Source organism: Brasilonema sp. UFV-L1 (assembly GCF_012912105.1).
Classification (GTDB): Bacteria; Cyanobacteriota; Cyanobacteriia; order Cyanobacteriales; family Nostocaceae; genus Brasilonema.
The window spans coordinates 1-23,206 of the sequence record NZ_QMEA01000070.1 but is presented as its reverse complement, the minus strand read 5'-3'; the positions used below and the strand labels follow the sequence as shown (position 1 = coordinate 23,206).

Below are 23,206 nucleotides of genomic sequence, written 5' to 3'. Positions count from 1 at the left end.
GATTTTGCCTTGATGTGTCTGCAAAACAGTTTTGTCAGCAATGCTTTTTGCAAAAAATTATGCTAAAAGAAACAATACAAGATATGTCGCTAGTGGCCGCATACGCTTGAAAGCGTAACGACTACAGAGGAATAGTATTCAGTGCGTACCAGCAAATTTAAAGTTTTCCTACAGATTTGATGGTGTTTTAGGATATTTGAGAGTATTAATCAGAACTGAACTAACTTTGAAACCCTTGTTTTTTCACTCATTTCCTCAAGAATCCGCCCTAGCCGCCTTTGCAGCTCCTAGCCAATTCCAAATTCGTCCGGCTACATCTGGCGATTTGAGTAGTGTTGCTCAAATTATTGCCGAAAGCTTTCATCACCAAAATGGTTTATTCGGATGGCTTTTTCCATTATTACGTCTGGGTATATACGAAGACTTAAGGCATCGTTTGACATCTCCTGTGCCTCATCATATCTGTTTGGTTGCCGTTGACATGAGTGCTGATACTACAAGCAATATAGTCGGGACTGTAGAATTGGGTATGCGTTTCAGCGATTCTTGGATGCAAATCGGTAAGAGTTTTCCATATTTATCTAACTTAGCCGTCAACCCACAATACCGTAGACAAGGCGCTGCTTCTGGGTTACTGAAAGCGTGTGAAAAAGTTTCCCTCTCTTGGGGGTTTCAAGATTTATATCTCCATGTTTTGGAAAATAATAATCAGGCACGCCAGCTGTATTTCAAGTTGGGATATCAAGAGCATAGAGTAGAATCCCATTTGAATATCTTTTTTCTAAAACGCTCACGTCAGATTCTCTTGCGCAAGCGCCTAAATGCTGACTTAGGCATCTGAACTCTTTCCTCAATTTTCCTCAATTCTTTCCTCAATGAGCCTTATGTCGTTGGATGTATACTTCCGGTTGCTGCAAGATTCAGTAATACCACAGGCGTATAACGCTATCCTAAATTTGTATAAGTAAAATCAAGATATCTAACAAAGATTTCTAATACTACGGTTTCTCTACTGAATATTGACAGAATACAGGGGGGATGTCGAAGAGAATATTTTTTGAAAAATTTAGATAATCTTAAACAATCACACGTGCCTCATTCTTGTAAAAGAAGATTATTATTTATATATTTATTAATATATCAAGATATCGTTTTTCATAAATCTTCATAAAACCCGCTCGCTTGCTGTAGGGGTTCTCTCTCCAAGCTTGTACTGCCAACGGGTGAAATCTGAACTTTTGTCATACTGTAGCGCGTAGTGTGCCTGTAGGCTCATCCTATCGTTGATGTATACGGCGCACTCTCCCTAACTATTGACGACTTTAACAAAAAGTTAACATTTTACATTGTTTTGCCATAGATGAAATGTAGGTTTTTTATTTTATATTTCTTAGGATTTTAAATAACTTAAATTTTCTATGCAAAGTTTATGTCAATAATTTGATGAATTTATCAAAAGAAAAATAATATTTCTTTTTTGGAAGTTTTATGTATTCACTCGACATATCTCTCAAGAATTAATTGACTATTGAATTAATAAAATAAATAGCAAATACTTCCTTCCTCAAAGAGATTATTGTGATTTCAAAAAAATGATATAGAGAAAAATTTAATACAAGAACTTTGTATTTCAGATATCTATCTTTATATAAACTTTAAACAAAAGCTTCCTCAGTGGAAGACAAACTGAGTGAAATCTCATAGAATATGAGTACTTAATTAATAGATAAAGTCTGCTGATTCTTTCACACCAACTAACAGGGCAATTTTTGATAGTAAGGAAAATTTCAAATTCGGGTTCTAGTATAAATTCTTTGTTTATCTTGAAGTGCAAACACCTACCAATTTCATTCCAATCTCGAGAAAAAATGGATAGCGAAAAGCACCAACGCTATCGGACTGCTATGGTATCTACTTATTGTCCTAACACCAGTTTCCTTGACTATCTTGTCATGCCAGATGGAACTGAGCAATCACATAGCTCGGATCTCCTAGCAATGCTTCTGAGTGGAAAAGTTTTCATTGTCAACAGTCGCAGGCGAAATGGTTTAATACTGTTCAAAGGTTACCATGCTGAATTTGCTGGTCCTGGTGCGGCTGTGGGTGGTGATTATGACCGCGATTGTCGAGGAGTATTGCCAATAGGCAACCTGTCGTTGTTAAATCCAGAATCTCATGAGGAACGCCAGAAAGCCTACTTAATCAGGCGACAGTGGATTCGGCTAATCAAACAAATTACAGAAAATCCAGTATCTGGACAGCGAATTCAGAAGATATTAGACCAATTTGAACAATACTTCCCACTAGAAATAGTTGCTAAGTTACCAGATGAAGCATTTGCTCTTTTAGTCGGTGTCCTACCACAAACTGTAGCAATATTACGTCGTCTAGGTAGCGATATAGATGGCAGGTTTGATGACTAACAAGCTTTGAGCAAAACACAACTTGAGTCAGTAACTTTTACGTAGTGTTGAACAATTGCGAAAGTTTTATAAGTCACAACAGAGTGCTTTTTTTTTGTTAATGCCAATCAAAAACGAAAATTCATTTACTCAAATGAATTAAGGCAGCTTGTAGTCTATTGAGTGTCCGAGCATTTTCATCTGGAGTTCCCACGGTTATTCGCAATCCTCCGTTGATTTCTCGCACCAAAGTACCAGCAGCTTTCAAATTTTGGTGAAGATTTTTTACAGTAGCGTCTTGTGAGTGAGAACCATTTGGTTTGAGACGCACATAAACAAAGTTTGTCGCGCTTTCCCACACTTGTAATGCGCAATGTTGAGATAAAGCTTGAATTAGTTTGGCTCGTTCAGCCAGTGTTTCGGAGATTGACTCTAACACGAGTGTGCGGTTTTGCAAAGCAACTGTTGCTGCAGCTAACGAAAAGCTGGGAAGATTGTAAGGTAAGCGAACTTTTTCTAAGATGGCAATCAATTCAGGATGGGCAAGACAATACCCTAAGCGCAACGCCGCTAACCGGAAAGCTTTGGAAAATGTACGTAATACTGCCCAGTTAGGACGCTGTTGTAATTCACCAGCAAGGGTGTCTTGACTGAATTCAAAGTACGCCTCATCAATGACGACTAAAATATGTTCCGGTAGATTCCGGATCCATGTTAGTTCTGCTATACTAAGGGAATTAGCAGTAGGTGAATTCGGATGAACGACAAACACTGCTCGGATGGGAGGATGTTGAGTTTGTTCTATGGCTAATTGGGCAGCTGGTATGTCAATTTCAAAATTCGCTTCGTTTCTACCTACCGTGACAACAGGAATACCAAGAGTTTGTGCCAAAATAGCGTACATGGAAAAAGTGGGTTGAGCCACTAGAATGCTGCCCTCGCCTCCTAAGCAACTAGCTATGAGTATCGAGCGTATGAGTTCATCTGAACCGTTACCAAGAGAAATATGCGAAGCCGTGAAAACAGATGGCGAAAGATGAGCAGATTCATTGACATAATCTTTGATCGCACTTTTTAATGTTTCATGTCCGCCATCTGGATAACGGTTCGTCTCAATGAACTGCTGATATGTCCAAGCAAGTTTTTCTTTTAACTCACTTGGCAAATCGTAGGGACTTTCATTTGTATCTAAGCGATCAATTTTAGTTGATGCTTGGACGGCTTGATTCGTATGACTACTAGGGTGAGGTTTGTAAGCACTAAATTGAGCTAAGTCTGATCTGATGAATGGCAACATAGTTAAGCAATTCAAAATTCAAAATGGACTGCGTCCCGCTGCGCTAACAAAATTCAAAGTAAGCCCGATGTGTATGCTGAGTCCCAAGGGGACACGCGCAAGGGACGCACTCACACTCATTAAGAAATTTACTACTGGCAAGTCGTCTTGCTTGTTGCTGTATGCAAATTCTTCAAAGCGCAACAGCTCAAGTCTTAGTCATAAGAAAGAATATATGACTAATAGCTGTTAATTATACAACTTTAAGGTAACTGGCAGAAGAGCCGAATTGCTTGCCATATTTCTGGCATCACATTGCCTAAACTGTGATCGCTGTCAAGTTCTATCAACTCCACCCAAGGACGCTTTTGGGCAAAATCACGGGCTTGTTGAATAGGAATCACCTCATCATGTCGTCCGTGCAAGATAAGGGTGGGGATAGAACGTTGCAACGCTTCCTCCTTGTATTGACTGGCGTCTGTGACGAAATCATAACTTAGAGGCAGTTGTTTCCCCTCCCCATAGTGATAAACCATCAGATATTTTTCTTGTTGCCAACGCTGCACCTCTTCATCTCCTAGTCTCTGTAACCAGTGGGATAAAAACCCGAAAGCCGGTGCTAAAAGAACGAGGCGTTGGACTTGTGGATATTGCTGTCCAAGATGGGTAGCGCTCAAACCACCCAAACTGGAACCAATGAACGTTACTGGTGTAGAATCATGATTAAATTCGGACGCAACTTGAGTTATCAGGCGAGTGATTGTTAGGTGAGAAAAATCCCCTGCATTCAAATCAGGAATTTTGAGCTTGATATTGGCTTGTGCAAAGCAACTGCTTATGTACTCTGCTTTTGCAGAATTGGGACTTGATGCAAAGCCGTGAAGATAGATAAATTCAGTAGACATGAAGTTTGAATTCAACCAAGCCAGTGACTTGTTCAACGCATGGTAACGAATTCTTCTGCTGATGTGGGATGGATACCAACAGTCGCATCAAAATCTTTTTTGGTTGCGCCCATTTTCACGGCGATCGCCACGCCTTGAATAATCTCAGCTGAGTTTTCACCTACCATATGAGCACCTAACACTTTGTCTGTGTTTGCATCCACGACCAATTTCATCATTGTCTTATCTGATGCACCTGTCAAACTGTGGAATAACGGGCGGAAGCGAGTGCGATAAATTTTCACTGCGTCGTCTCCCAGTTGAGAACGTGCTTCGGCTTCAGTCAAACCGACTGTCGCGGCTTCGGGTGTGGAAAATACGGCTGTGGCAACATTTTCGTGACTGAACACACGGCGGTTTCCACCGAATTCACTATCTGCAAAAGCACGTCCTTCGCCTATAGCTACAGGAGTCAGATTGATTCTGTCAGTGACATCGCCTACGGCAAATATATTCGATTGAGAAGTTTGACTGTATTCGTTGACAGCTATAGCATTCATGGTATTATATCCAGGTCCTTCTATTGAAGTAGCTGCGACATCAACACCAGCATTTTCTAAACCTAATCCTTCTATATTAGGTGAGCGACCTGTTGCTACTAAAAAGACATCGGCAACCAGTGGTTCTGTATGTTCTCCTGAGAACGTCAGCTTTAAGCCTTCTGGAACTTGTTCTACAGCTTCTACCACAGAATTTTTGATAATCTGTATTCCGTGATTGGTCATTCCTTCTTGTATCTCAAGCTGGATATCTTCATCAAAACCTTTCAAAATCAAGTCTTTGCGGATAATTTGCGTAACTTGGGAACCATTACCGCGCATAATACAAGCGAATTCCGTGCCTATATAACCCGAACCGATGATGGCGATGTGTTTTGGTTGTTCCTTGAGATGAAACATTTCGTTGGAGGTGATACCATATTCCATTCCTGGTAAATCTGGTTTGACAGGACGTCCTCCAACTGCAATCAAAATTTTGTCTGCTGTGACTTTACGTCCATCTACTTCTACAGTGTGCTGATCTACTAGCGTAGCACGACTTTGTATCAGTTGGACTCCTGCTTTTTCTAGGAAGTTGATGTGTAGTTGTGAGAGTCGTCGAACTTCCTTATCTATTGTTGTGATGAAATGTTCCCAGTCTAGTTGTGCTTCACCCACCTTCCAACCATAACCAGCCGCGTCATGAAACAAAGCTGGAAAGTGGGAACCATACACCATGAGTTTTTTGGGAACGCAGCCACGAATGACACACGTTCCACCCACCAAGTCATTTTCGGCAATGGCTACTTTTGCTCCGTAGCTTGCAGCGCGTTTGGAAGCAGCCAAACCCCCAGAACCAGCACCAATGACAAATAGGTCGTAATCATATGTCATAGTTTCAAGCTTCCCCTTTAGAGTCATCAAAAAAAATTTGATACCACTTCACCAATGAAACTAGCATCTCTTCAGGTGAGATGGTATCGCTTTCAACAAGCTTTTAAAGCACTACGAAATGATTTCCCAATGATACACTTGCTAATCCTCACTCAATTCGTTCTGCTCTGTTTGTTTTTGCCATAAACTAGCTGCGAACGATACAGCTTCATTTTGGCAAAGTTTAGATAAAGTAATGGTAGGTTTTGTTGATGAGAGATTCCACAAAAGCAAGCATACCATTGAGTGATTCTCTTACAAGGAATGAAAAAGAAACTCTTCACCGATTGTGGGATGAATGCCAATTGTCTCATCCAGGTCTTGCTTGGTAATACCTTTGCGAATGGCAACAGCAAGACTTTGAATGATATCTGCGGCGTGTTCACCAACCATGTGAGCGCCTAAAACGCGTTGAGATTCACCATTCACTACTATTTTAATCGTAGCTTGTTCGTCCTTTTTAGTCAGTTGAGACAACAAAGGTTGAAAGCGATCGCAATAACATTTTACACCCTCACCAAATTTTTCCCGTGCTTTTGCCTCAGTCAAGCCCACACCTGCGGCTTCTGGACGAGCAAAAACAGCAGAGGGGACTTGCTCATAATCGACTTTTTGCGGTTTTTTGCCAAAAACTGTGTTGGCAAAAGCAACACCTTCTGCTTTGGCAGCTGGGGTTAATTGCAAGCGATTTGTGCAATCACCTACGGCAAAAATGTTTTCCGCAGTTGTCCGGCTGTATTCATCAACTTTGATTGCGCCTTTTTCCTCAAGTTCAACTCCAGCTTTTTCCAAACCAAGCTTTTTGGTATTTGGAGCACGACCTGTAGCAACTAAAATGGTGTCTGCCGCAATTGTTTTTGGCGAATCACCAGTGATGGTTAACACCAATTTTTCTTCTGAGTACTTGATTTGTTTGACGGTGCTGTTGCCAATAAAACGAATTCCCCTTTTGCTCAAACCTTTTTGAACACCCAAGCGAATGTCATCATCAAACCCTGATAAAATCATCTCATCACGATCAATGATCGTCACATTGCATCCAAAAGCGTTCATTATGCTGGAAAATTCTACCCCAATATAGCCGCCGCCAATAATTGCTAACTTTTGGGGTAAGTAGGGTAAGTCAAACATCTGGCGGGAAGTAATGGCGTAGTCAATGCCTGGGATGTTTGGTTTAATGGGGTACCCTCCTACAGCAATTAAAATCTTGTCAGCCGTATATTTGCGTTCGTTAATCTCGACAGTGTGAGAATTGACAAAAGTCGCATGACCCCGAATCAATTCAATACCAGCTTGTTGCAACTGCTGGGAATAGGAATGGTGAATACTTTCAAGGTGCTGGTGTACGGATTTGATAAATTGTGTCCAGTCAAAGTGCCTTTGGCAGTCACTCCAACCGTAGCTATGTGCTATCTGATTTTGCAGAGCGAAATCAGCAGCATAGACAATCAATTTTTTTGGTACACAGCCGCGATTGACACAAGTACCACCGAGGGCCTCTTGTTCAGTCATCGCAACACGCACACCATAGCTTGCTGCTGCCTTAGCTGCTGCCAGTCCTCCCGGACCGGCACCAATCACAAACAGTGAGTAATCGAATGTCATGACTTTCGGGAAGAATGAAGAGCAAAGAACTCATTGCGTGCTTCTATATTCAACTAATTCTAGTTGTCGCTACATCTATCTTAATTTTGATTTTGAATTGTGCTATCAGCAATTTATACTGCTGTACTTCACACCTCTTCTTTTGCCAAGTTTTCTGAAGATAATTTTTTAACAAGTGCTCTAGTTTTACGTAAATTCTCTTGGTAACCTTGTGGTTCCCCTAGTAGCACGACTGAACACTGAATCTGCCGTACAATTTCAGTTGTCACATCACTAACGGCAACTTCACCAATATTTAGGCGGCGACGGCGCGATCGCAGTACCACAAGATCACAGGATTGAGATGCTTTAATGATGCTACTTACCACATTATCAGATAGAACAACTTTGATGTTTGTATGGCTTTGAGGAAAGTATTTGGAAATCAGGAGATCCAATTGTGATTCCATCCAGGCCACACGGGCGGGGGAAGTACGGCGGGCGGACACATGTAGCAGCGTCACCTCTGCCTGATTAGCATCTGCGAAAATCTCCGCAAATCGCACAACCCGCACTGCTTCCTGGGTTAGATTTTCAACAGGTACTAAAATCCTGCGGATATTGCTAGGTGAGTCCAGTAGGCGGGTGACAGCCACAGGGCAGTGAGATGCCCAAAGCACACTATCAATCACATTACCAAACAGGCGGGCACGTATTCCGGTAGTTTTCCCCCAGCCCATGACAATCAAGTTAGCATCTTGCTCCCGGCTGGCGTGGCTAATACCTTGAACAATCCCCTGATCAATGCGTGCCAGTGGTTCGACTTCTACCCCAAATTCCCGACCAAGTTCTACTGCTTTAGATAGAAGAATCTGACTTCGCTGTATGCCTTTCTCCAACTCTGGTGAGTCCATATGAATGTGAGCAGTTGTAACCGCTAAGGGGACGACTCTACCAAATTTCCGACGCACCAATAGTGCTGCCATTTCAATCAAATTCCTCTGTGTTTCCGGGTTGTGAACAGGTACAACCACTGTCAACGCTTGAGATGCATTGTTTTTCCAGCTCAGTATTGATTCACCAGATGGTTCAGGGGTTGTGTCTGGTGTGGTTAACCCCGGAGCACTTCGGGCGGTGATCAGTGGTCCTAATGTCGCCGTCACCATCATCAGAACAATCACACCATTGAGCACATCTTCAGATACCAACTTCGCTCGATAAGCCACCAAAGTCGCCGCCAGCGTCGCCGCTACTTGAGGTAGAGACAGCGACCACATCGTAATCATTTCCCGCCAGTTGTAGCGGTAAACAACTTTTGCCAAGAGTGCTGCTGCAAACTTACTACCAATTAAACCCACTAAGATAGCCAGGGTCAACCAAATAGAACTTATGCTTTTTATAAATCCCGGAATATCAATCAACAAGCCTAAGTCAACAAAGAAAATGGGGATAAACAGGACATTACCAACAAAGACCACCTTTTCTTTCACTGGTCCAGAACCAATAACCTCATTGACCGCTAATCCTGCCAGAAATGCCCCAACAATTTTTTCTACCCCAATCAGTTCTGCTCCCAGCGCCGAGATAAAAACAACCAGCAGAACAAATAAAAATTGGTTTCCTTGTTCGTCTCCCGTTCGCCGGAAAAATTCATGTCCCAACCACTTAAAGCCAAATAGGATAATAGCGGAGTAGATAACTAGCCCGAGCAGTAGCCTAGCTAAACTAAATGTAGAGAATTCCCCTTGATGGATACCAACACAGACTGCCAAAACCAGCAGTGAGCCGATATCTGTAAAGATAGTTGCACCAATAGTAACAGTTACAGCTTCATTATTGATGACTCCCAAGCGACTGATGATTGGGTATGCCAGCAGAGTGTGAGAAGCAAACAAAGAACCAATTAAAACGGATGCATTCCAACCAAAACCAAACATCCGCCCGACAATAGTTCCTGCAATTAAGGGTAATAAGAAGGTAAATGTACCAAAGCCAGCAGAACGATGCTTCGTTTGCTGAAACTGCTCCATATCAATTTCCAGCCCTGCTACAAACATCAGGTACACTAGCCCAATATCAGAGAGAAGCTTGAGGGTTTCCGACTCAGTGGTGAGCAGACGCAATCCATGCGGTCCCAAAGCTACGCCTGCGATCAGTAACCCTATTAATCCTGGTAGCTTTAATCGTTCAAACAACAGAGGGACAATTAAGATGACCGTTAACAGAATCGCGAAAGAAACAATGGGTTCTAGATGCATTAATAACTCCTCACGTAGCTGCAACTGATCGCTTGGTTAAAGAATTATTAATATCAAGCTGACAAAAATTTATCTTCTGTCCCAGGGCTGTATTAAAGAGATTTACAGAGGTAGATATTTTAGTCTTTATGGTGGAAAATGAGGTGCAAGTCGCCCTCTACGCCCATCTTAACCTGAAGTTCTCCGTGCCAATGTACGAGAAACAATATAATAAAAAATACCTGACGATTGTAAATCGCGGCTATACAAACGAAGTCTGCCTGAACGACTTTATATATTATAACGATAAAACCACAGATTAATAGACAAAATTAATACCTATATTCATCCGTGGTTCTTCTATTACTAAATACTAATGAGCTGCATTCACAGCAGTAGGTTACAAAAGACTAGTAAGCTAAGAAGGCTATGTGTTATTTTGGAAGCCGAGACCAATAAACGTAAACCCCTCCTATATCGTCTCTATTTAATGGTCCAATTTTTTTGCGCTCAAAAGCAAAGCCAGTTTGTATTAAAAACTCCTCATATTGACTACAAGAAATCTTAAAGTCCCCATTTTGTTCCAAACCAGACTTCAATGCATCTCGTTCTAGGTTTGCCAAGATCTCTTCTCCTTGTTCAAGAGCGATTGCAATAATGTGATTATGATAATCTTGAAGTGCTGCTTCCCAATCATCATGGTTATTAGAATCGTGAAGTCTTAGAAATTCATCACCAACTATAAACAAACCATCAGACTGCAAATTTCGCCAAACATTTTGCAAATATCTGTGTTTGTCCTCAGTCTTGATGTGATGGTCAGCAAATGATGAAACAATATAGTCAAATTGTGCTTCCTGGCAATAGCTGCAACTGTCACCCCTGACTAATTCTACCGAGGGGTGGTTTCGCATGTGGGATTTAAGTATCTGGAAGCATTGCACATCAATTTCAACTGAAACGACTTGAATGTTGGGAATTTTCGCGAGTCTTTTAGTAAATATTCCTGTTCCTGCTCCTAGTTCCAGTACTCGGCAAGGTTTTGCATCGTCTCCTCGATGCTTCGACAAGATACGGCTCATTTCAGCCATCATATCCACGTAATAAGCGTGCTTTTCTTCGTGTTGGTCGTACTCTTCTACATCTATATAGTTAGACATTTCTGTAGCTTCCGTAACACTCTCCTTAGACAAAAATTGATTGTTCATACAAAAATATAGCTAAATTTTCTGTAAACCTGATTACAACCATCTTACGCAAAAAGTTGTCTACGTAAATTAGTACGAATCTCTTCCTGAATTTGGTTGAGGTTTCGTAATGCCTTAAAGTCACTAATTTTAATTTGTTGAGCGCGATGAATGATTTCTTCGAGTTCGCTTTCTATTGAAATCGCATCTTTACTGTTGATAATGTCTTGTATCTTGTACTCGTGAACTTCCACTTCTTTGGTGTCAGCAGCAAAACGAATTGTCTTCACTTGACTTTTTTCATCTGGTTCAATGTATTCTGCAAGTACCTTACTACCAGATACTTCTATGACTGAAAAGTCCTTCCAAGGCTTTCCCGCAGCCATAAAAGTATGCCCCCAGAATTACAAGATGCAGTTAAAGAACTACAAAACATCCTGTACGAAGAAGAATTTTTCAAAAAAGAACCGGATGGATATTTTGACAGGGAAACCGAAAGAGCCGTTAAACGCTTCCAAAGAATTTATGGATTGAAAGACGATGGTATCGTTGGAGCTGCGACTTGGGCTGTGTTGTTGGGAATGAGACAAAGAATAGACAAAAGCTTTCCCAGGTTAGTTTATTTCCTACCACCTCAATCCTGGTTCTTATGTGAGCAATTTTTAATGATTTTTTGCATCTTACTGGGTGTTTATCATAGCCCTCTACCTGGCTCTCCTCCTAAATGGAATACAGCCTTAGCAACTGCCTATGGGCTCACCTATATAGTGCCTTTTTTGTTAGAGTCTTTACCGCTGAAGCATTCGAGGCAGACAAGTTTACCGCTCTTGCAATATGCTCCCTACGTATTAACTGGTATCTTTTGGAAACCAATTCTCAATTTCTTAGGAACATTGTTTCATTAACTATTTGCCACAATGACAGCGTGGTTCATCTTGCAGCCAAAACAGCATGACATTTTTAATTTCTCAGACATCCTCTGAACTCGACAAAATCCATTTTGTCGAGCTTAGCGCCTCTGGGTCTTTGCAAGAGCAGATTATTTTTTGAGTGGTGGATGGAGGTTACCACTTACAACTCACCTGTAGCCAGCATCTGAATAATGCGAGGCGTTCCTGGATCAAAACCGCCTAAATCCCAAGACAGTGGATCATTCGGATCTACCAACGTAATCTGGTAAGGTGCAAGTGTGATGTACACTGCTTTAATATTGGGATTTACCTTGTTGCGATACTCTGCTAATGCTTGACTTGGATGCTTGTAACCTGCCCACGATTCACTGTCAGTCCAAAAGCAGATGACATCTGCCTTATACTTTTTCCTAATCATCCACTCGTAAGCAACAGATGCATCTGTTCCACCAAAGTTTTTGTCACTCGCTTTGTGAACCGCTGAGCGAAAAGTATCTCTGGCGGTGATACCCAAGTCGTAAAATTGACTAGAAAAACCACGAATCATATAGCTTTTCTCTGCTTTTGCTGTGACTAGTGCCATTGTTGCAGCGACTTCACAACAAGTTAGTCCCATATCCGCAATTGGCCATCCCATAGAACCAGAGACGTCAACAGCGTGCATGAACACTTTGCCTGTGGGTTCGACGACATCAAAAGACAGTTCAACTGCCTTTTCGAGAATATCCACTATTTTGTGAACTGGGTTCCAAGTCTTTTTGCTGCGTCCTAGTTTGCCACCAGATTGATATGTTTTGAGTGCTTTTAAAACATCAATTGGGTGAATGCGACTTTTACGTAAATGTTCTTTGTTGTTGAGAACCGCTTCAACTCGCTGCAAGTTGACAAGTTCATCAGATGTTAAAACTCCTATTTCAGTCAGTGAACCTAAGTTACGCAACAATGCACCAATTGGCATTTCGTTAAACAGCAACTGCCAAGCAGATTTATCCATCTTGCCCACGGGTGCAGCCATTTCATGGGTTAAGTGTCCTTGGACAATGGCTTCGTGAGTTTGATCTGGGTTGCGCTTGAGCCACTCATACCACCAAATCTGTGCTAACGCCGCAGAGGGGATTTCTGTTGGCAAGATTTCCCATCCTTTGACAACCCACTCAAACAGTTGTTGATGCTCTTGTGTCGGTGGTTTGACGTGGAACAACCGCAAAGCATCTCGGTGGGAGAAGTCATAACGTTGCTGGTACTTGAGCAACTGGTAAGCTAAACCCTTCACATCTTCCCGTAAAAACCAATTTTTTCCAGCTTCGCGCACAACTTTACCAAATCCTCGTAGAGACTTGGTGTAGTTCAGCCATTCGTAAAAATGACTCCCTGTGCGGACAACTTGCGGGAAGATTTCAGCAAATGCTTTTTTGGCTTCTGGCGCTTCACCCATCGACAGTAGAACCAGCGCAAGAATAGGCGCACTGTTGTTAATGGCGCGTCCATCGCTAGCATAAAGGATTGCTTGTGCGACTCGCTCAGGATTTTTAGCGATCGCCTGTCTGGTCACCTCAACAAAATCTTCTGTCAATTCATTTTTAAGCGCATAGTAAGTGCTTTTTGCCGTGCCAATGAGTAAACAACGCTGTAGCATCTTCCAAAGACCAGCATCAAACATCCAACCACTAGAACGTCCTTGAATCATTTGCGATTCTCTTCCTGGAATCGGTTGAGTCTGGGGTGTGGCTGTCTTTTTTTGAGTGAAGAATTTATAGTTCATTTGTCTACTCCCAGCCTTTGCAGGCAAAAATCAAAGGTGGCGGAGCAGGATTTGAACCTGCGACATCCCGTTCTGAAAACGATAACCCTCATTCTTCGTCCTTTTCAGGCAAGGGGTGAATAAGGATATAGGTGCTCTACCAACTGAGCTACCCGCCACAAGTAAAATTCAAAATTCAAAATTCAAAATTCAAAGTTCAAAATGAAAAGAAACTAGGACTTACGCACTGTACAAAAGGGACGTCATGTGCATAACGTAATTTGGTCGTTACAGACTTTTGAGAATTACCCCTGAGAGGCCAGGTAGGTGCTCTATCAATTTAGCTATCCGCTTTGTGAACATCTGCTCATCTCACTAATGTAGTATGTGTATTATAAAGTGTCAAGGGTCTAAGGTGAAAAATTTTCTTCTAGCTTTTATCTACCGATACACTACACAAGGGGCTTTGCGAGGAGAAGGTAAAGCCTCTGTGAGATTTTGCCGAGGAAAATTTTTGGCAAATAGACAAAAACTACAAATAATGTCCCCAATTTTTGCCAAGATGTATTATTATTTCCACACACAGTCACTTGGCAGTTATCGGCATGAGTGAAAAAACAATAGAAAGCTATGGCAAAGGTTTTCTACTTCTACTTTTGCCTATCTCGTTTTTGATTATTTTCCTGGTTGCTACTTGGCGAATTTGGCTAGGATTTATCCTACTAGTCTTGATTTTCAATCTCTGGCAACTTTATACATGGCAACAGTGGTGTAAGAAAGTAAATCCGGTTTTCCATCAACTCATTCGGGAAAACCAAGGCAGGATTACGCCAATGGATTTAGCTATCAAAGGAAATTTTTCTGGAGAAAAGGCAAAACGCTACCTAGATACCAAAGCATCAGAATTTGCGGCTAGCACCGTTGATTCGGAAGACGGAAGCAAAGTGTATCAGTTTATAACTGCAAGTACTTTAGGCAGCATACTTGACAATAGCGAACCACCAAAAGAACTTGAAAGTGAACCAGTTGAGCAGCATGCGCTACCATTTCTAGCACCACCACCCCAAGCACAGTTAGAAGAACCAGAATTAGAAGAACCAGAAACGGAATTACCACCGCCGCCTTCCCAAGAGGAAGTACAAAAACCTCTGGAAAAACAATTGATGTTTGGCTCTCTGATTCAATCAGAACTTGCCAAGCGCCTCAATGTTTATTCCAGTACAGTTTATAAGCGGCGAGATGATCCAGACTTTGCAGAATGGAGTCGCAGTAAGGATCCTGATGGCATTGCCTGGAAATACTCTCGAAAAAATAAAGAGTTTTTCCCGGTTGAAGAAGATAAAAGTTAAAAGAGATTTCTTTTAAACAAAAAAGTATTCAGAACTCAGAACGATAGGTACAGAATAGATCTGGGGCTTAAAGTCAAGATTTGAGGTTTTGGTTCCTAATTTATGGTTTAAAGCCCCTAAATTCATATATGGAAAAGAAAAACATTTTTTCTTTTTTTCCTGATTAAATCCCCTAAATTCATAGATATATTCTGTGTTCTGCGTTCTGTGTTCTGCGTTCTTCTTAATTTTCGATTTTTCCTTGTAAACCGACAGCTTCGGAGATGGTATTTAATCCGCTTTGTTCTAACTTAGATAGTAACCCCTGGAGAACGTGGCGTATCATCGCTGGACCCTCATAAATCCAGCCTGTGTAAACTTGAATAAGACAAGCACCAGCAGTGATTTTCTCCCAAGCATCTTCAGGTGTAAAAATGCCACCAACGCCAATAATTGGTAATTGACCAGCTGTTTGCTGCCAAATAAAACGAATGACTTCTGTGGAACGTTCCCTGACTGGCGCACCACTAAGACCACCAGCTTCTTGTTGAGGTGATTTACCAGTTTGCGAAATCACCTGTGTTTTGAGTCCATCCCTACGAATCGTGGTGTTGGTGGCAATAATTCCAGCTAATTGATAGGTTTTTGCTAGGGAAATAATATCGGCGATCGCCTCCCATTCTAAATCAGGAGCTATCTTGACAAAAACAGGTTTTTGTGTATTGTTTTCCTGTTGTAAAACCTCCAAGATAGAACTGAGCATGGCAGCATCTTGGAGCGATCGCAACCCTGGAGTATTGGGTGAAGAGACATTGACGACAAAATAGTCTCCAAAATTCTTGAGTAAGCGAAAACTATCGAGATAATCCTTTGCGGCTTCTTCGAGAGGAGTTATTTTGGATTTTCCGAGATTAATACCAATAGGTATAGATATATTTAACTCTTGCTTAACTTCTGTCAACCGTGCTGCCATAGCTGCTGCACCTTGATTGTTAAAGCCCATGCGGTTGAGGGCGGCTTTGTCCAAGGGTAAGCGAAACAAGCGAGGGCGGGGATTTCCTGGCTGTGCATGAAAAGTCACGGTTCCCACTTCTGCAAAGCCAAAACCAAGTTTTGACCACATGGGAACTGCAACGCCATCCTTATCAAACCCAGCGGCTAAACCCAGAGGGTTGGGGAAGCGTAGCCCGAACAGATTTTGTTCTAGACGTGCATCAGATAGACAAAAGGACTGTGCAAGAAATTGGTTGATCCAGCTTGCAGGCGCTTGGTGGTCAGTTTTTCCCAACCAGCTTAAACTGCGAATCGTTGAGGAATGCAACCACTCTGGATCTGCTTTGAGCAAAGTGAACAAAAGGGGACGAAGTGCGTTTTTATAAATATTCAAATGAGTATCCGTAATCTAAAATCTAAAATTGCTCAGTCTGGTTAGTGCTATGGACAACTCATATATTAACAATCGTGCATGTTCAGATTCCCGACTTCGCAAAAGTTGTCGGGAATCTTGTTGTTCACGAATTATCTAGTAGGATAGCTATATGTTGGCGGTTTGCAATTGCATATCGCTTTTACAACATCGTTTTAGTAAACCCAATATTGTCATCAACGACTGTTGTTGGTCCTACGGGAAGTTTTTTCGGGTCTGGTAGGTCGAGTTTCTCGAACTCGATTTTGTCATTCCACACTTTTCTGAAGAAATCCTTGAATACCTCAATCGTGAGCAACTCGCCAGGACAGCGACGGTATCCAAAACCGAAAGGCGCGTAGCCAGCATAGTCACAGACGGGAAATGCCTTGTCATCAGCAATGCCATAAACAGTACCAAATATACTATTGGTCAGTTCTGCTTTTCTACCATCCTTCACCTCGAATGTCGCTTTGTGGAAAGGACATTGAGCAAATCCGATTTCTTTAGATTTGGCTTCGTCAATTTGGTCGCTGGTTGGCGCATCTTTGTAGCGATCAGGATCGAATTTTGATGGGTTTTCCCAGTGTCGTGGGTATTCACTGGTCGGTTTATGCGGACTGATTATATAGCCATATCTATCGTATGGTGGTTTTCTGACTTCTCCCATAGCAGAAATGCTTCCAGTGTTTGGCGAAATCGTGCGGAATAACTCCATCACGAACCGATCAAGGGGGGTAAACGACGAATCGTTCGCTTGGTCATAATCACTTTCCATCGTCTTTTTAAACCATGCCCGGACGTCAGAGTCTCCTGTGTTTTTGCTCAGTTTAGACATGATGTTGTAGATAGTATTGCCCCACTGACTCAAAGCAACGAAATTATGGAAGCACTCGAAAACAACATCTTTGCGCCTGAAATCTTCTCCCTCTTCACCATTCTTAATCCAGTAGTACACGAACGTCTTCTCTGGATCTGCTACATTTGCCTTTACCACGTCTTCGACTCTTTGATCAATCCATTCTTTTAAAAACTTGCGGCGATCGCGCACCCTGATGTAATTCTCATAGACAATCTCCTGTGTTGGATCTCGATAGGCAAGGACAGTGTTGAAACTCTCACCTATCTCCCGAACCTCCGGCGGAACAGCATCACCCTTGACACCAAGGTGTAAATCCCAGTACAGGTCGAAATAGTTATCTAGATACTGACGCATCAAAGGTTTACCAGCATTTTTTTTGTCAAATAGCTGGTCGAAAAATTTAACCACCTTGTCCCCATAGATGGGACGATATAGATCGGGAGTAACAGCCGAATAGTAAATCCTTTTTCTACGATTATCGTCGCCACGTTTTTCGTAACCTTGAATAAATACCGAAAGTCCATCCTCTTCCTGATTTGGTTCCCAGTTCTCATATAACAGTCCCCAAAAGTAATACGGTAGGGCGTTCTCCTTGGTGAGTCTTTCCTCATCAATCATGGGAAGGGAGAGTTTCTCTCCTTGATAAACACTTGTAAGGAAAGCAGGTACAATCACATGCTTGATGTAAGAAAGGTCAAAAATGGTCGGGAGTGATTCTCGTAGACGACTGAGGGCTGACGCCTTTCTCTCAGGGACCTTTGAATTTACATCTTCCTTAACTTCGTCAGAAAGGGTAGAGAAAAATTCCGAAACATCAAAAATAGGAAAAAAAGACATGATTTGGACTCCTTGTGGTGTCTGGCTGCAGGAAATTCATCCAGCGACATGAAATCAATAGATGCCAGCATTTGGATCTGATGCAGCTTCGTCACCTTTAAGGGTACATAAGTGATAGACAAATTAGCTTCCTTCAAATAGCTAATGAGAGCACGGCGCAGGAGTGTAATCTAAATAGCCTAAGTGTTTGCTATGATTGCTTTATTTAATTTTTAACTTTGGATGTTGTGTTTTGATTGCTCATGAACGCTTCTACTCTGGAATTAAGTCACAAAATTTACTCTTGTGTTGTACCAAAGTAGCTATAATTAATTTCCAAATATCACCAAATCCAGCTCAATCTGCTGATCGATAATATGGGACGCACTCGTTCTAAATCTGACCTGCCCACAAAAATTTGTCCGGTATGTCAGCGCCCTTTTACTTGGCGCAAAAAATGGGCAGATTGCTGGGATGAAGTGAAATATTGCTCAGAACGCTGCCGTCGTCACCGTTCTGAAACTAAAAATGAAACCACTAATTTCCGTGAAAACACGGAGTAATAAAGAAAGAAATGGAGATAAAGGTACAACCTAAGCTAATTATTCATGGAGGGGCTGGTAGTTCTCTAAGGGGAAAAGGAGGATTAGAAACGGTACGCCGTTCTCTCTACCAAGTCATAGAGGAAATCTATTCTCTCCTGGAGTCGGGAACAAGTGCAAAAGAGGCGGTTTTACGGGGGTGTCAACTGTTGGAAGACGACCCCCGTTTTAATGCTGGCACTGGTTCAGTTCTGCAGTCGGATGGTCAAATCCGTATGAGTGCTTCTTTGATGGATGGAACATCCCAAAGCTTTAGTGGAGTGATTAATGTCTCGCGGGTCAAAAATCCTATTGACTTAGCGATCGCCTTACAAAACTCTCCTGATCGTGTCCTCTCAGATTACGGTGCAGCAGAACTGGCGCGGGAGTTGCAAATACCCAGCTACAACGGCTTAACCGAGTTACGCTTGCAAGAGTGGATAAAAGAGCGCCAGGACAATTTTAAAAGAACGATGGCTGGGGTCGTTGCAGAAGCAGAACTAGTGGAAACTAGTCATAGTAATGCCCGACGCGGTACGATTGGTGTTGTCGCTTTGGATACTTATGGGAAGCTGGCTGCTGGTACTTCTACTGGTGGTAAAGGATTTGAGCGAATTGGACGCGTGAGTGATTCTGCAATGCCAGCAGGGAATTATGCGACAAAATATGCAGCGGTCAGTTGTACTGGTATTGGAGAAGACATTATTGATGAGTGCTTAGCAACACGAGTTGTAGTACGTGTCACTGATGGTCTATCCCTGAAAGAAGCGATGCAGCGCTCATTTACAGAAGCACAAGAACACAAAAGGGATTTTGGAGCGATCGCCCTAGATGCTAGTGGGGCGATCGCTTGGGGGAAGACTAGTGATGCTCTCCTGGCTGCTTACCACAATGGGGAGAAAATCGGCGATACCTTAGAACTTCCTGTGGGGACAGAAGTTGGCCATATATTGAGTTGTGAGTGCTAACTCACGAGTCTTGAGTCATTTGACTCAGGACTCAGTACTCTTGTTGCGCCACCCTGGTTTCACAACTTGACGAGCACGGGCAATCACCAGACAATCATCAGGGACATCTTCTATAACAGTTGAACCAGCTGCTATATAAACATCATTTCCTAGCGTCAGAGGAGCAACTAAAACGCTGTTGGAACCTGTTTTCGTGCGATCGCCTATGTTGGTAGGATGTTTTTTCACACCGTCATAATTGGCTGTAATTGTTCCCGCACCAATATTTACTTTACTGCCAGTGGTAGTATCGCCCAAGTATGATAAGTGGGCAACGTTAGTGCGATCGCCCAACTTCGTATTTTTCAATTCCACAAAATTCCCCACACGACAGCCAGTACCGACTTCTACCTGACCACGCAAATGGCTATAAGGTCCAACACAGGTTTTTGCCTGTACATTGCTATTTATAACCACTGAATACAGCACCGTGACGTTTTCACCTATCTGGCTATTTTCAATTAAACTTCCTGGTCCGATGCGACTTCCTGTTTGAATAACTGTATTGCCTCGCAGATGAGTTTGAGGTTCGATAATCACATCTGGAGCGATTTCTACGGTATCGTCTATTGTAATACTGGCAGGGTCAATGAGGGTAACACCTGCGATCATCCATTTTTCTTTGACTCGCTTTTGCAAAATCTCGTATGCTGTTGCCAGTTGCAAGCGGTCATTAATGCCTAAAATTTCCTGTTCATCCTCCAAATCCACCGCCATCACTGGTTCTAATGAGCTAACAGCATCCGTCAGATAGTATTCTTTCTGAGAATTATTTGCCTGTAAATCAGGTAGAACTTTTGCCAAATCCGGCCAACGGAAGCAGTAAATACCAGCATTAATACGGTTATTTTGTTTTTGAGTGGGTGTACAATCTCGGTCTTCAATAATTTGTTGCACAATATTGTCACTATTACAAAAAACGCGTCCGTAGCCTTTAGGATTATCCAAGCATGCAGTGAGGATAGTTGCGGCATTTTGGTGTTGGGCGTGAGTTTGCAACAGATTTTTGAGAGTTTCTGTGCGAAGCAAAGGCACATCACCATACAATACAAGTAAATCGCCTGTGTAGCCCTCAAGGTGAGGGAGTAATTGCTGGATAGCATGACCTGTCCCCAGTTGCACACTCTGTTCAACAAACTCCAAATTTGGAATTGATTGCGTGGCTGCTTTCACTTCTTGTGCTTGATAGCCAACAATCACCATTTGCTGAGTAGGCGAAAGCGGCTTTACACTGTCGATCACTCGTTCGATGAGCGATCGCCCACCCAAAGAATGTAAAACCTTAGGCAGGTTTGATTTCATGCGTGTTCCACGTCCCGCCGCCAGAATTGCTACAACTACCATAATTCTAGTTATCAGTGAATTGCTTTGAATACGTCTGTGAATTTGAGTATGGGAGCAATTTTTGACACTCCCTAAGCTTCAATACTACAAGCTTGTCCAAGTTCAGTGGACTCCTGGAGCCAAGAATATCCTGACTTCTCGTCAGGAAAATGTCAAACTCATTCGTCAGATCGCACTCAAAATCTAGTATGAGAAGGCAGCAGCAGCTAAGAGCAGAAGGTAAAAATGCTTGTACCGTAAGCTTTTTGTCTATTTTAACTTGCGTGGAGTCTGGAGAGTCGTTACGTACTAGTTAACTCTTGAGTGCCAATTTTTAAAAGAAGACATAAATTCTAGAAACTGGTCCATGAGTTTTGGATTACGCCATCCTTTTGCTGTTTCTTCCGCCATCACAACAAAAGCTTCTTCTTGGGTAAAAGCTCTTTTATATGGTCTTTCACTAACGAGAGCATCAAAAATATCTATCATTTGAAAGACTTGCGCTAAATAAGGAATGTCATCTCCTGCAAGTCCATCAGGGTAGCCTGAACCGTCCCAACGTTCGTGGTGATGTCGGATAATCGGAATAACACCCCGCATACTGCGTAGTGGCTGGCAAATTTTTTCGCCAATCAAAACGTGTTGCTTCATAAGATCCCACTCTTCGGCATTGAATTTGCCTTTTTTCAGCAGCACTGCGTCAGGAATCCCGACTTTACCAATGTCATGAAGATATCCCCCCCACATCAAATCTCGAATTTGGTTGCGTGTGAGATTGAGATACTCTCCAAAATTCCTCCCCATATACACCAGACGTTCGCAGTGATCACCAGTATTTGGATCACGACTTTCAATAGCCCTTGCTATCGAAAACAAAACCTGTTCGGCGTGATCTAAGTCTTCATTCAGACGCTTTTGTGTTACTAAGGATTTTACCCGCGCCGCCAACTCTACACGATCAAAGGGTTTGGTGAGGAAGTCATCTCCCCCTGTTTCAATTCCTCGAATCCGCGATCGCCTGTCACTTAAAGCAGTAATAAAAATGATTGGGATGAGTCTGGTATATTCATTCTGCTTAAGCAACTCGCACACCTGAAATCCATCCATTTCTGGCATCATCACATCCAACAAAACCAAGTCAGGCTGTTTTTGTATTACCAATTTTATAGCCGTATAACCACTGTCTGCTTCTATAACTTGGTAACCTTCCATTTCTAAAAGAGCGACAGCTGTCATCCGACTGGCAGCATGGTCATCTACTACTAAAATTTTAGGCGCATCTGAATCAAAGCTATTCACTGTCGAATCCTGGCTTTGTACCGTCTTGGAGACGGATAAATTTTCAATAGCTCTCACAAAAGTACTCATCAAAAATGTGCTTTTTTTAGTTGGTTTTTACATCATTTTTTCCTTGGAACAACTAGGAAATATTTTTCTGCTTATTCGCTGGATCCTTAAGCTTTTTTATAGTAAACTTTTCTTTTTCCTATCTCGTATATTTTCGTTAATCCTTTTATCAAAAAACCATATTATCAAGCTTTTTTTGAATGCTCACATTTTGAAATTATTTGACACAAAAATGTACTTTTTTCTATCTTTTTTATTTGCATAGTACATTCTATCTTGTTTGGTGAGTGTTGGAAGTATAACTGCTTGATTTTACTTTATATTTTATCAGTATAAACAATTCCTACAAATTTTGAATCGGGTTTTTACTGAGATTTCTTCATTCAGTCTTCAAAGAAGATGATTAGTCGATGTAATCTCTATCAAAATAAGATGTTATGCTTCTGAGGCAGTCTGTAACTTACGATTGCGGCTTTATTAATCTAAGTCATCGAACTGCAATTCCCTTTTACTGACAGTGATATTCTACTTTTTTTATATGTGATATTAATCACAAAAAATCATAAGGTAAGATTGTATAGAGAAATCATTTTCAGTTACAAAAGCTACAAAATTATTAGTTGAGTTTTCGAGAACCATCTTTTGCGCCAACGAGAAGTCGGCTCCAGAGAAGAACTTTGTTGCTCTTGTTGTCGCCGTCTCAAAATCAAATCAGCAGCATCGCACAACTGTGGATCGCGATAAGGAATACCAGCACGAGTCAGTAAATGTTCCTGTTCTGCTTGGGAAAGCGGGAAGTGGGGAGATGGGGAACTCGGGGCCCCCACGGAGTGGGGATTAGGG

19 protein-coding genes, 1 tRNA gene and 1 pseudogene are annotated in these 23,206 nt (G+C 42.0%); 7 read left to right on the top strand and 14 right to left on the bottom strand.

The genetic code is table 11. The features are described 5' to 3' along the window. Positions 1-226 precede the first annotated feature (226 nt). Complete coding sequence (locus DP117_RS20210) at positions 227-841, top strand: GNAT family N-acetyltransferase (RefSeq protein ID WP_169220055.1); 615 nt, start codon at positions 227-229, stop codon at positions 839-841. Positions 842-1,868: 1,027 nt separating this feature from the next. Beyond that, on the top strand, positions 1,869-2,423 hold the full coding sequence (locus tag DP117_RS20205) for a hypothetical protein (RefSeq protein WP_169220054.1): 555 nt from the start codon (positions 1,869-1,871) through the stop codon (positions 2,421-2,423). A 121-nt stretch (positions 2,424-2,544) separates the two neighbouring features. Here the strand turns inward: DP117_RS20205 and DP117_RS20200 are convergent, their stop codons facing one another. The 7 genes from DP117_RS20200 to DP117_RS20170 form a co-directional block, all read right to left on the bottom strand. Continuing rightward, a complete protein-coding gene (locus tag DP117_RS20200) occupies positions 2,545-3,699 on the bottom strand; it encodes a histidinol-phosphate transaminase (protein WP_169220053.1) in 1,155 nt (384 codons plus the stop codon). A gap of 242 nt (positions 3,700-3,941) precedes the next feature. Next, positions 3,942-4,583 (bottom strand): YqiA/YcfP family alpha/beta fold hydrolase, encoded by a 642-nt coding sequence (locus DP117_RS20195; RefSeq protein WP_169220052.1) that lies wholly within the window; start codon positions 4,581-4,583, stop codon positions 3,942-3,944. 32 nt (positions 4,584-4,615) lie between these two features. Further along, the gene (gene gor, locus DP117_RS20190) at positions 4,616-5,995 is read right to left on the bottom strand and encodes a glutathione-disulfide reductase (protein ID WP_169220051.1); all 1,380 of its coding nucleotides are present in this window, start codon (positions 5,993-5,995) and stop codon (positions 4,616-4,618) included. A 294-nt stretch (positions 5,996-6,289) separates the two neighbouring features. Continuing rightward, positions 6,290-7,639, bottom strand: a complete 1,350-nt coding sequence (gene gorA, locus DP117_RS20185) for a glutathione-disulfide reductase (RefSeq protein ID WP_169220050.1) — start codon at positions 7,637-7,639, stop codon at positions 6,290-6,292. Positions 7,640-7,767: 128 nt separating this feature from the next. Continuing rightward, entirely contained in the window at positions 7,768-9,876 is a 2,109-nt protein-coding gene (locus DP117_RS20180; protein ID WP_169220049.1) for a cation:proton antiporter, read from the bottom strand. 413 nt (positions 9,877-10,289) lie between these two features. After that, entirely contained in the window at positions 10,290-11,015 is a 726-nt protein-coding gene (locus tag DP117_RS20175; protein ID WP_211176230.1) for a class I SAM-dependent methyltransferase, read from the bottom strand. Positions 11,016-11,107: 92 nt separating this feature from the next. Beyond that, on the bottom strand, positions 11,108-11,428 hold the full coding sequence (locus DP117_RS20170) for a hypothetical protein (RefSeq protein WP_169220047.1): 321 nt from the start codon (positions 11,426-11,428) through the stop codon (positions 11,108-11,110). A gap of 6 nt (positions 11,429-11,434) precedes the next feature. Between DP117_RS20170 and DP117_RS20165 the strand changes: the two genes are divergently transcribed. Further along, positions 11,435-11,947 carry a peptidoglycan-binding domain-containing protein gene (locus DP117_RS20165; RefSeq protein WP_248277738.1) on the top strand — a complete coding sequence of 171 codons (513 nt, stop codon included), beginning with the start codon at positions 11,435-11,437 and terminating at the stop codon, positions 11,945-11,947. Between the two features lie 166 nt (positions 11,948-12,113). Here DP117_RS20165 and DP117_RS20160 read toward each other — a convergent pair whose 3' ends face one another. Next, entirely contained in the window at positions 12,114-13,715 is a 1,602-nt protein-coding gene (locus DP117_RS20160) for a TROVE domain-containing protein (RefSeq protein WP_169220046.1), read from the bottom strand. Between the two features lie 36 nt (positions 13,716-13,751). Continuing rightward, positions 13,752-13,873: transfer RNA gene (locus DP117_RS20155), tRNA-OTHER, on the bottom strand. A gap of 426 nt (positions 13,874-14,299) precedes the next feature. Here DP117_RS20155 and DP117_RS20150 point away from each other — a divergent pair. Next, the gene (locus tag DP117_RS20150) at positions 14,300-15,043 is read left to right on the top strand and encodes a hypothetical protein (RefSeq protein WP_169220045.1); all 744 of its coding nucleotides are present in this window, start codon (positions 14,300-14,302) and stop codon (positions 15,041-15,043) included. Positions 15,044-15,266: 223 nt separating this feature from the next. On the opposite strand, the gene DP117_RS20145 is transcribed toward DP117_RS20150, so the two are convergent. Further along, the gene (locus DP117_RS20145) at positions 15,267-16,409 is read right to left on the bottom strand and encodes a quinone-dependent dihydroorotate dehydrogenase (protein WP_169220044.1); all 1,143 of its coding nucleotides are present in this window, start codon (positions 16,407-16,409) and stop codon (positions 15,267-15,269) included. Between the two features lie 181 nt (positions 16,410-16,590). Further along, a complete protein-coding gene (locus tag DP117_RS20140) occupies positions 16,591-18,126 on the bottom strand; it encodes a hypothetical protein (RefSeq protein WP_211176229.1) in 1,536 nt (511 codons plus the stop codon). 356 nt (positions 18,127-18,482) lie between these two features. Between DP117_RS20140 and DP117_RS20135 the strand changes: the two genes are divergently transcribed. Next, entirely contained in the window at positions 18,483-18,668 is a 186-nt protein-coding gene (locus DP117_RS20135) for a DUF2256 domain-containing protein (RefSeq protein WP_169220043.1), read from the top strand. Between the two features lie 11 nt (positions 18,669-18,679). Then, entirely contained in the window at positions 18,680-19,654 is a 975-nt protein-coding gene (locus DP117_RS20130) for an isoaspartyl peptidase/L-asparaginase (protein ID WP_169220042.1), read from the top strand. Positions 19,655-19,678: 24 nt separating this feature from the next. On the opposite strand, the gene glmU is transcribed toward DP117_RS20130, so the two are convergent. Further along, complete coding sequence (gene glmU, locus DP117_RS20125; RefSeq protein ID WP_169220041.1) at positions 19,679-21,037, bottom strand: bifunctional UDP-N-acetylglucosamine diphosphorylase/glucosamine-1-phosphate N-acetyltransferase GlmU; 1,359 nt, start codon at positions 21,035-21,037, stop codon at positions 19,679-19,681. A gap of 61 nt (positions 21,038-21,098) precedes the next feature. Between glmU and DP117_RS37020 the strand changes: the two genes are divergently transcribed. Further along, positions 21,099-21,224, top strand: a complete 126-nt coding sequence (locus tag DP117_RS37020) for a hypothetical protein (RefSeq protein WP_282440308.1) — start codon at positions 21,099-21,101, stop codon at positions 21,222-21,224. Between the two features lie 101 nt (positions 21,225-21,325). On the opposite strand, the gene DP117_RS20120 is transcribed toward DP117_RS37020, so the two are convergent. Then, positions 21,326-22,372 carry a two-component system response regulator gene (locus tag DP117_RS20120; RefSeq protein ID WP_348983005.1) on the bottom strand — a complete coding sequence of 349 codons (1,047 nt, stop codon included), beginning with the start codon at positions 22,370-22,372 and terminating at the stop codon, positions 21,326-21,328. Positions 22,373-22,968: 596 nt separating this feature from the next. Next, positions 22,969-23,206: pseudogene (locus tag DP117_RS20115) on the bottom strand (hypothetical protein); the annotation flags it as partial.

Bases quoted from the DNA above. Each gene is read 5' to 3' on its own strand.
- DP117_RS20165 (WP_248277738.1), top strand. From the start codon at position 11,435: ATGCCCCCAGAATTACAAGATGCAGTTAAAGAACTACAAAACATCCTG.
- DP117_RS20180 (WP_169220049.1), bottom strand. From the start codon at position 9,876: ATGCATCTAGAACCCATTGTTTCTTTCGCGATTCTGTTAACGGTCATC.
- DP117_RS20205 (WP_169220054.1), top strand. From the start codon at position 1,869: ATGGATAGCGAAAAGCACCAACGCTATCGGACTGCTATGGTATCTACT.
- DP117_RS20140 (WP_211176229.1), bottom strand. From the start codon at position 18,126: ATGTCTTTTTTTCCTATTTTTGATGTTTCGGAATTTTTCTCTACCCTT.
- DP117_RS20130 (WP_169220042.1), top strand. From the start codon at position 18,680: ATGGAGATAAAGGTACAACCTAAGCTAATTATTCATGGAGGGGCTGGT.
- DP117_RS20175 (WP_211176230.1), bottom strand. From the start codon at position 11,015: ATGTCTAACTATATAGATGTAGAAGAGTACGACCAACACGAAGAAAAG.
- gorA (WP_169220050.1), bottom strand. From the start codon at position 7,639: ATGACATTCGATTACTCACTGTTTGTGATTGGTGCCGGTCCGGGAGGA.
- DP117_RS20160 (WP_169220046.1), bottom strand. From the start codon at position 13,715: ATGAACTATAAATTCTTCACTCAAAAAAAGACAGCCACACCCCAGACT.
- DP117_RS20200 (WP_169220053.1), bottom strand. From the start codon at position 3,699: ATGTTGCCATTCATCAGATCAGACTTAGCTCAATTTAGTGCTTACAAA.
- gor (WP_169220051.1), bottom strand. From the start codon at position 5,995: ATGACATATGATTACGACCTATTTGTCATTGGTGCTGGTTCTGGGGGT.
- glmU (WP_169220041.1), bottom strand. From the start codon at position 21,037: ATGGTAGTTGTAGCAATTCTGGCGGCGGGACGTGGAACACGCATGAAA.
- DP117_RS20170 (WP_169220047.1), bottom strand. From the start codon at position 11,428: ATGGCTGCGGGAAAGCCTTGGAAGGACTTTTCAGTCATAGAAGTATCT.
- DP117_RS20195 (WP_169220052.1), bottom strand. From the start codon at position 4,583: ATGTCTACTGAATTTATCTATCTTCACGGCTTTGCATCAAGTCCCAAT.
- DP117_RS20135 (WP_169220043.1), top strand. From the start codon at position 18,483: ATGGGACGCACTCGTTCTAAATCTGACCTGCCCACAAAAATTTGTCCG.
- DP117_RS20150 (WP_169220045.1), top strand. From the start codon at position 14,300: ATGAGTGAAAAAACAATAGAAAGCTATGGCAAAGGTTTTCTACTTCTA.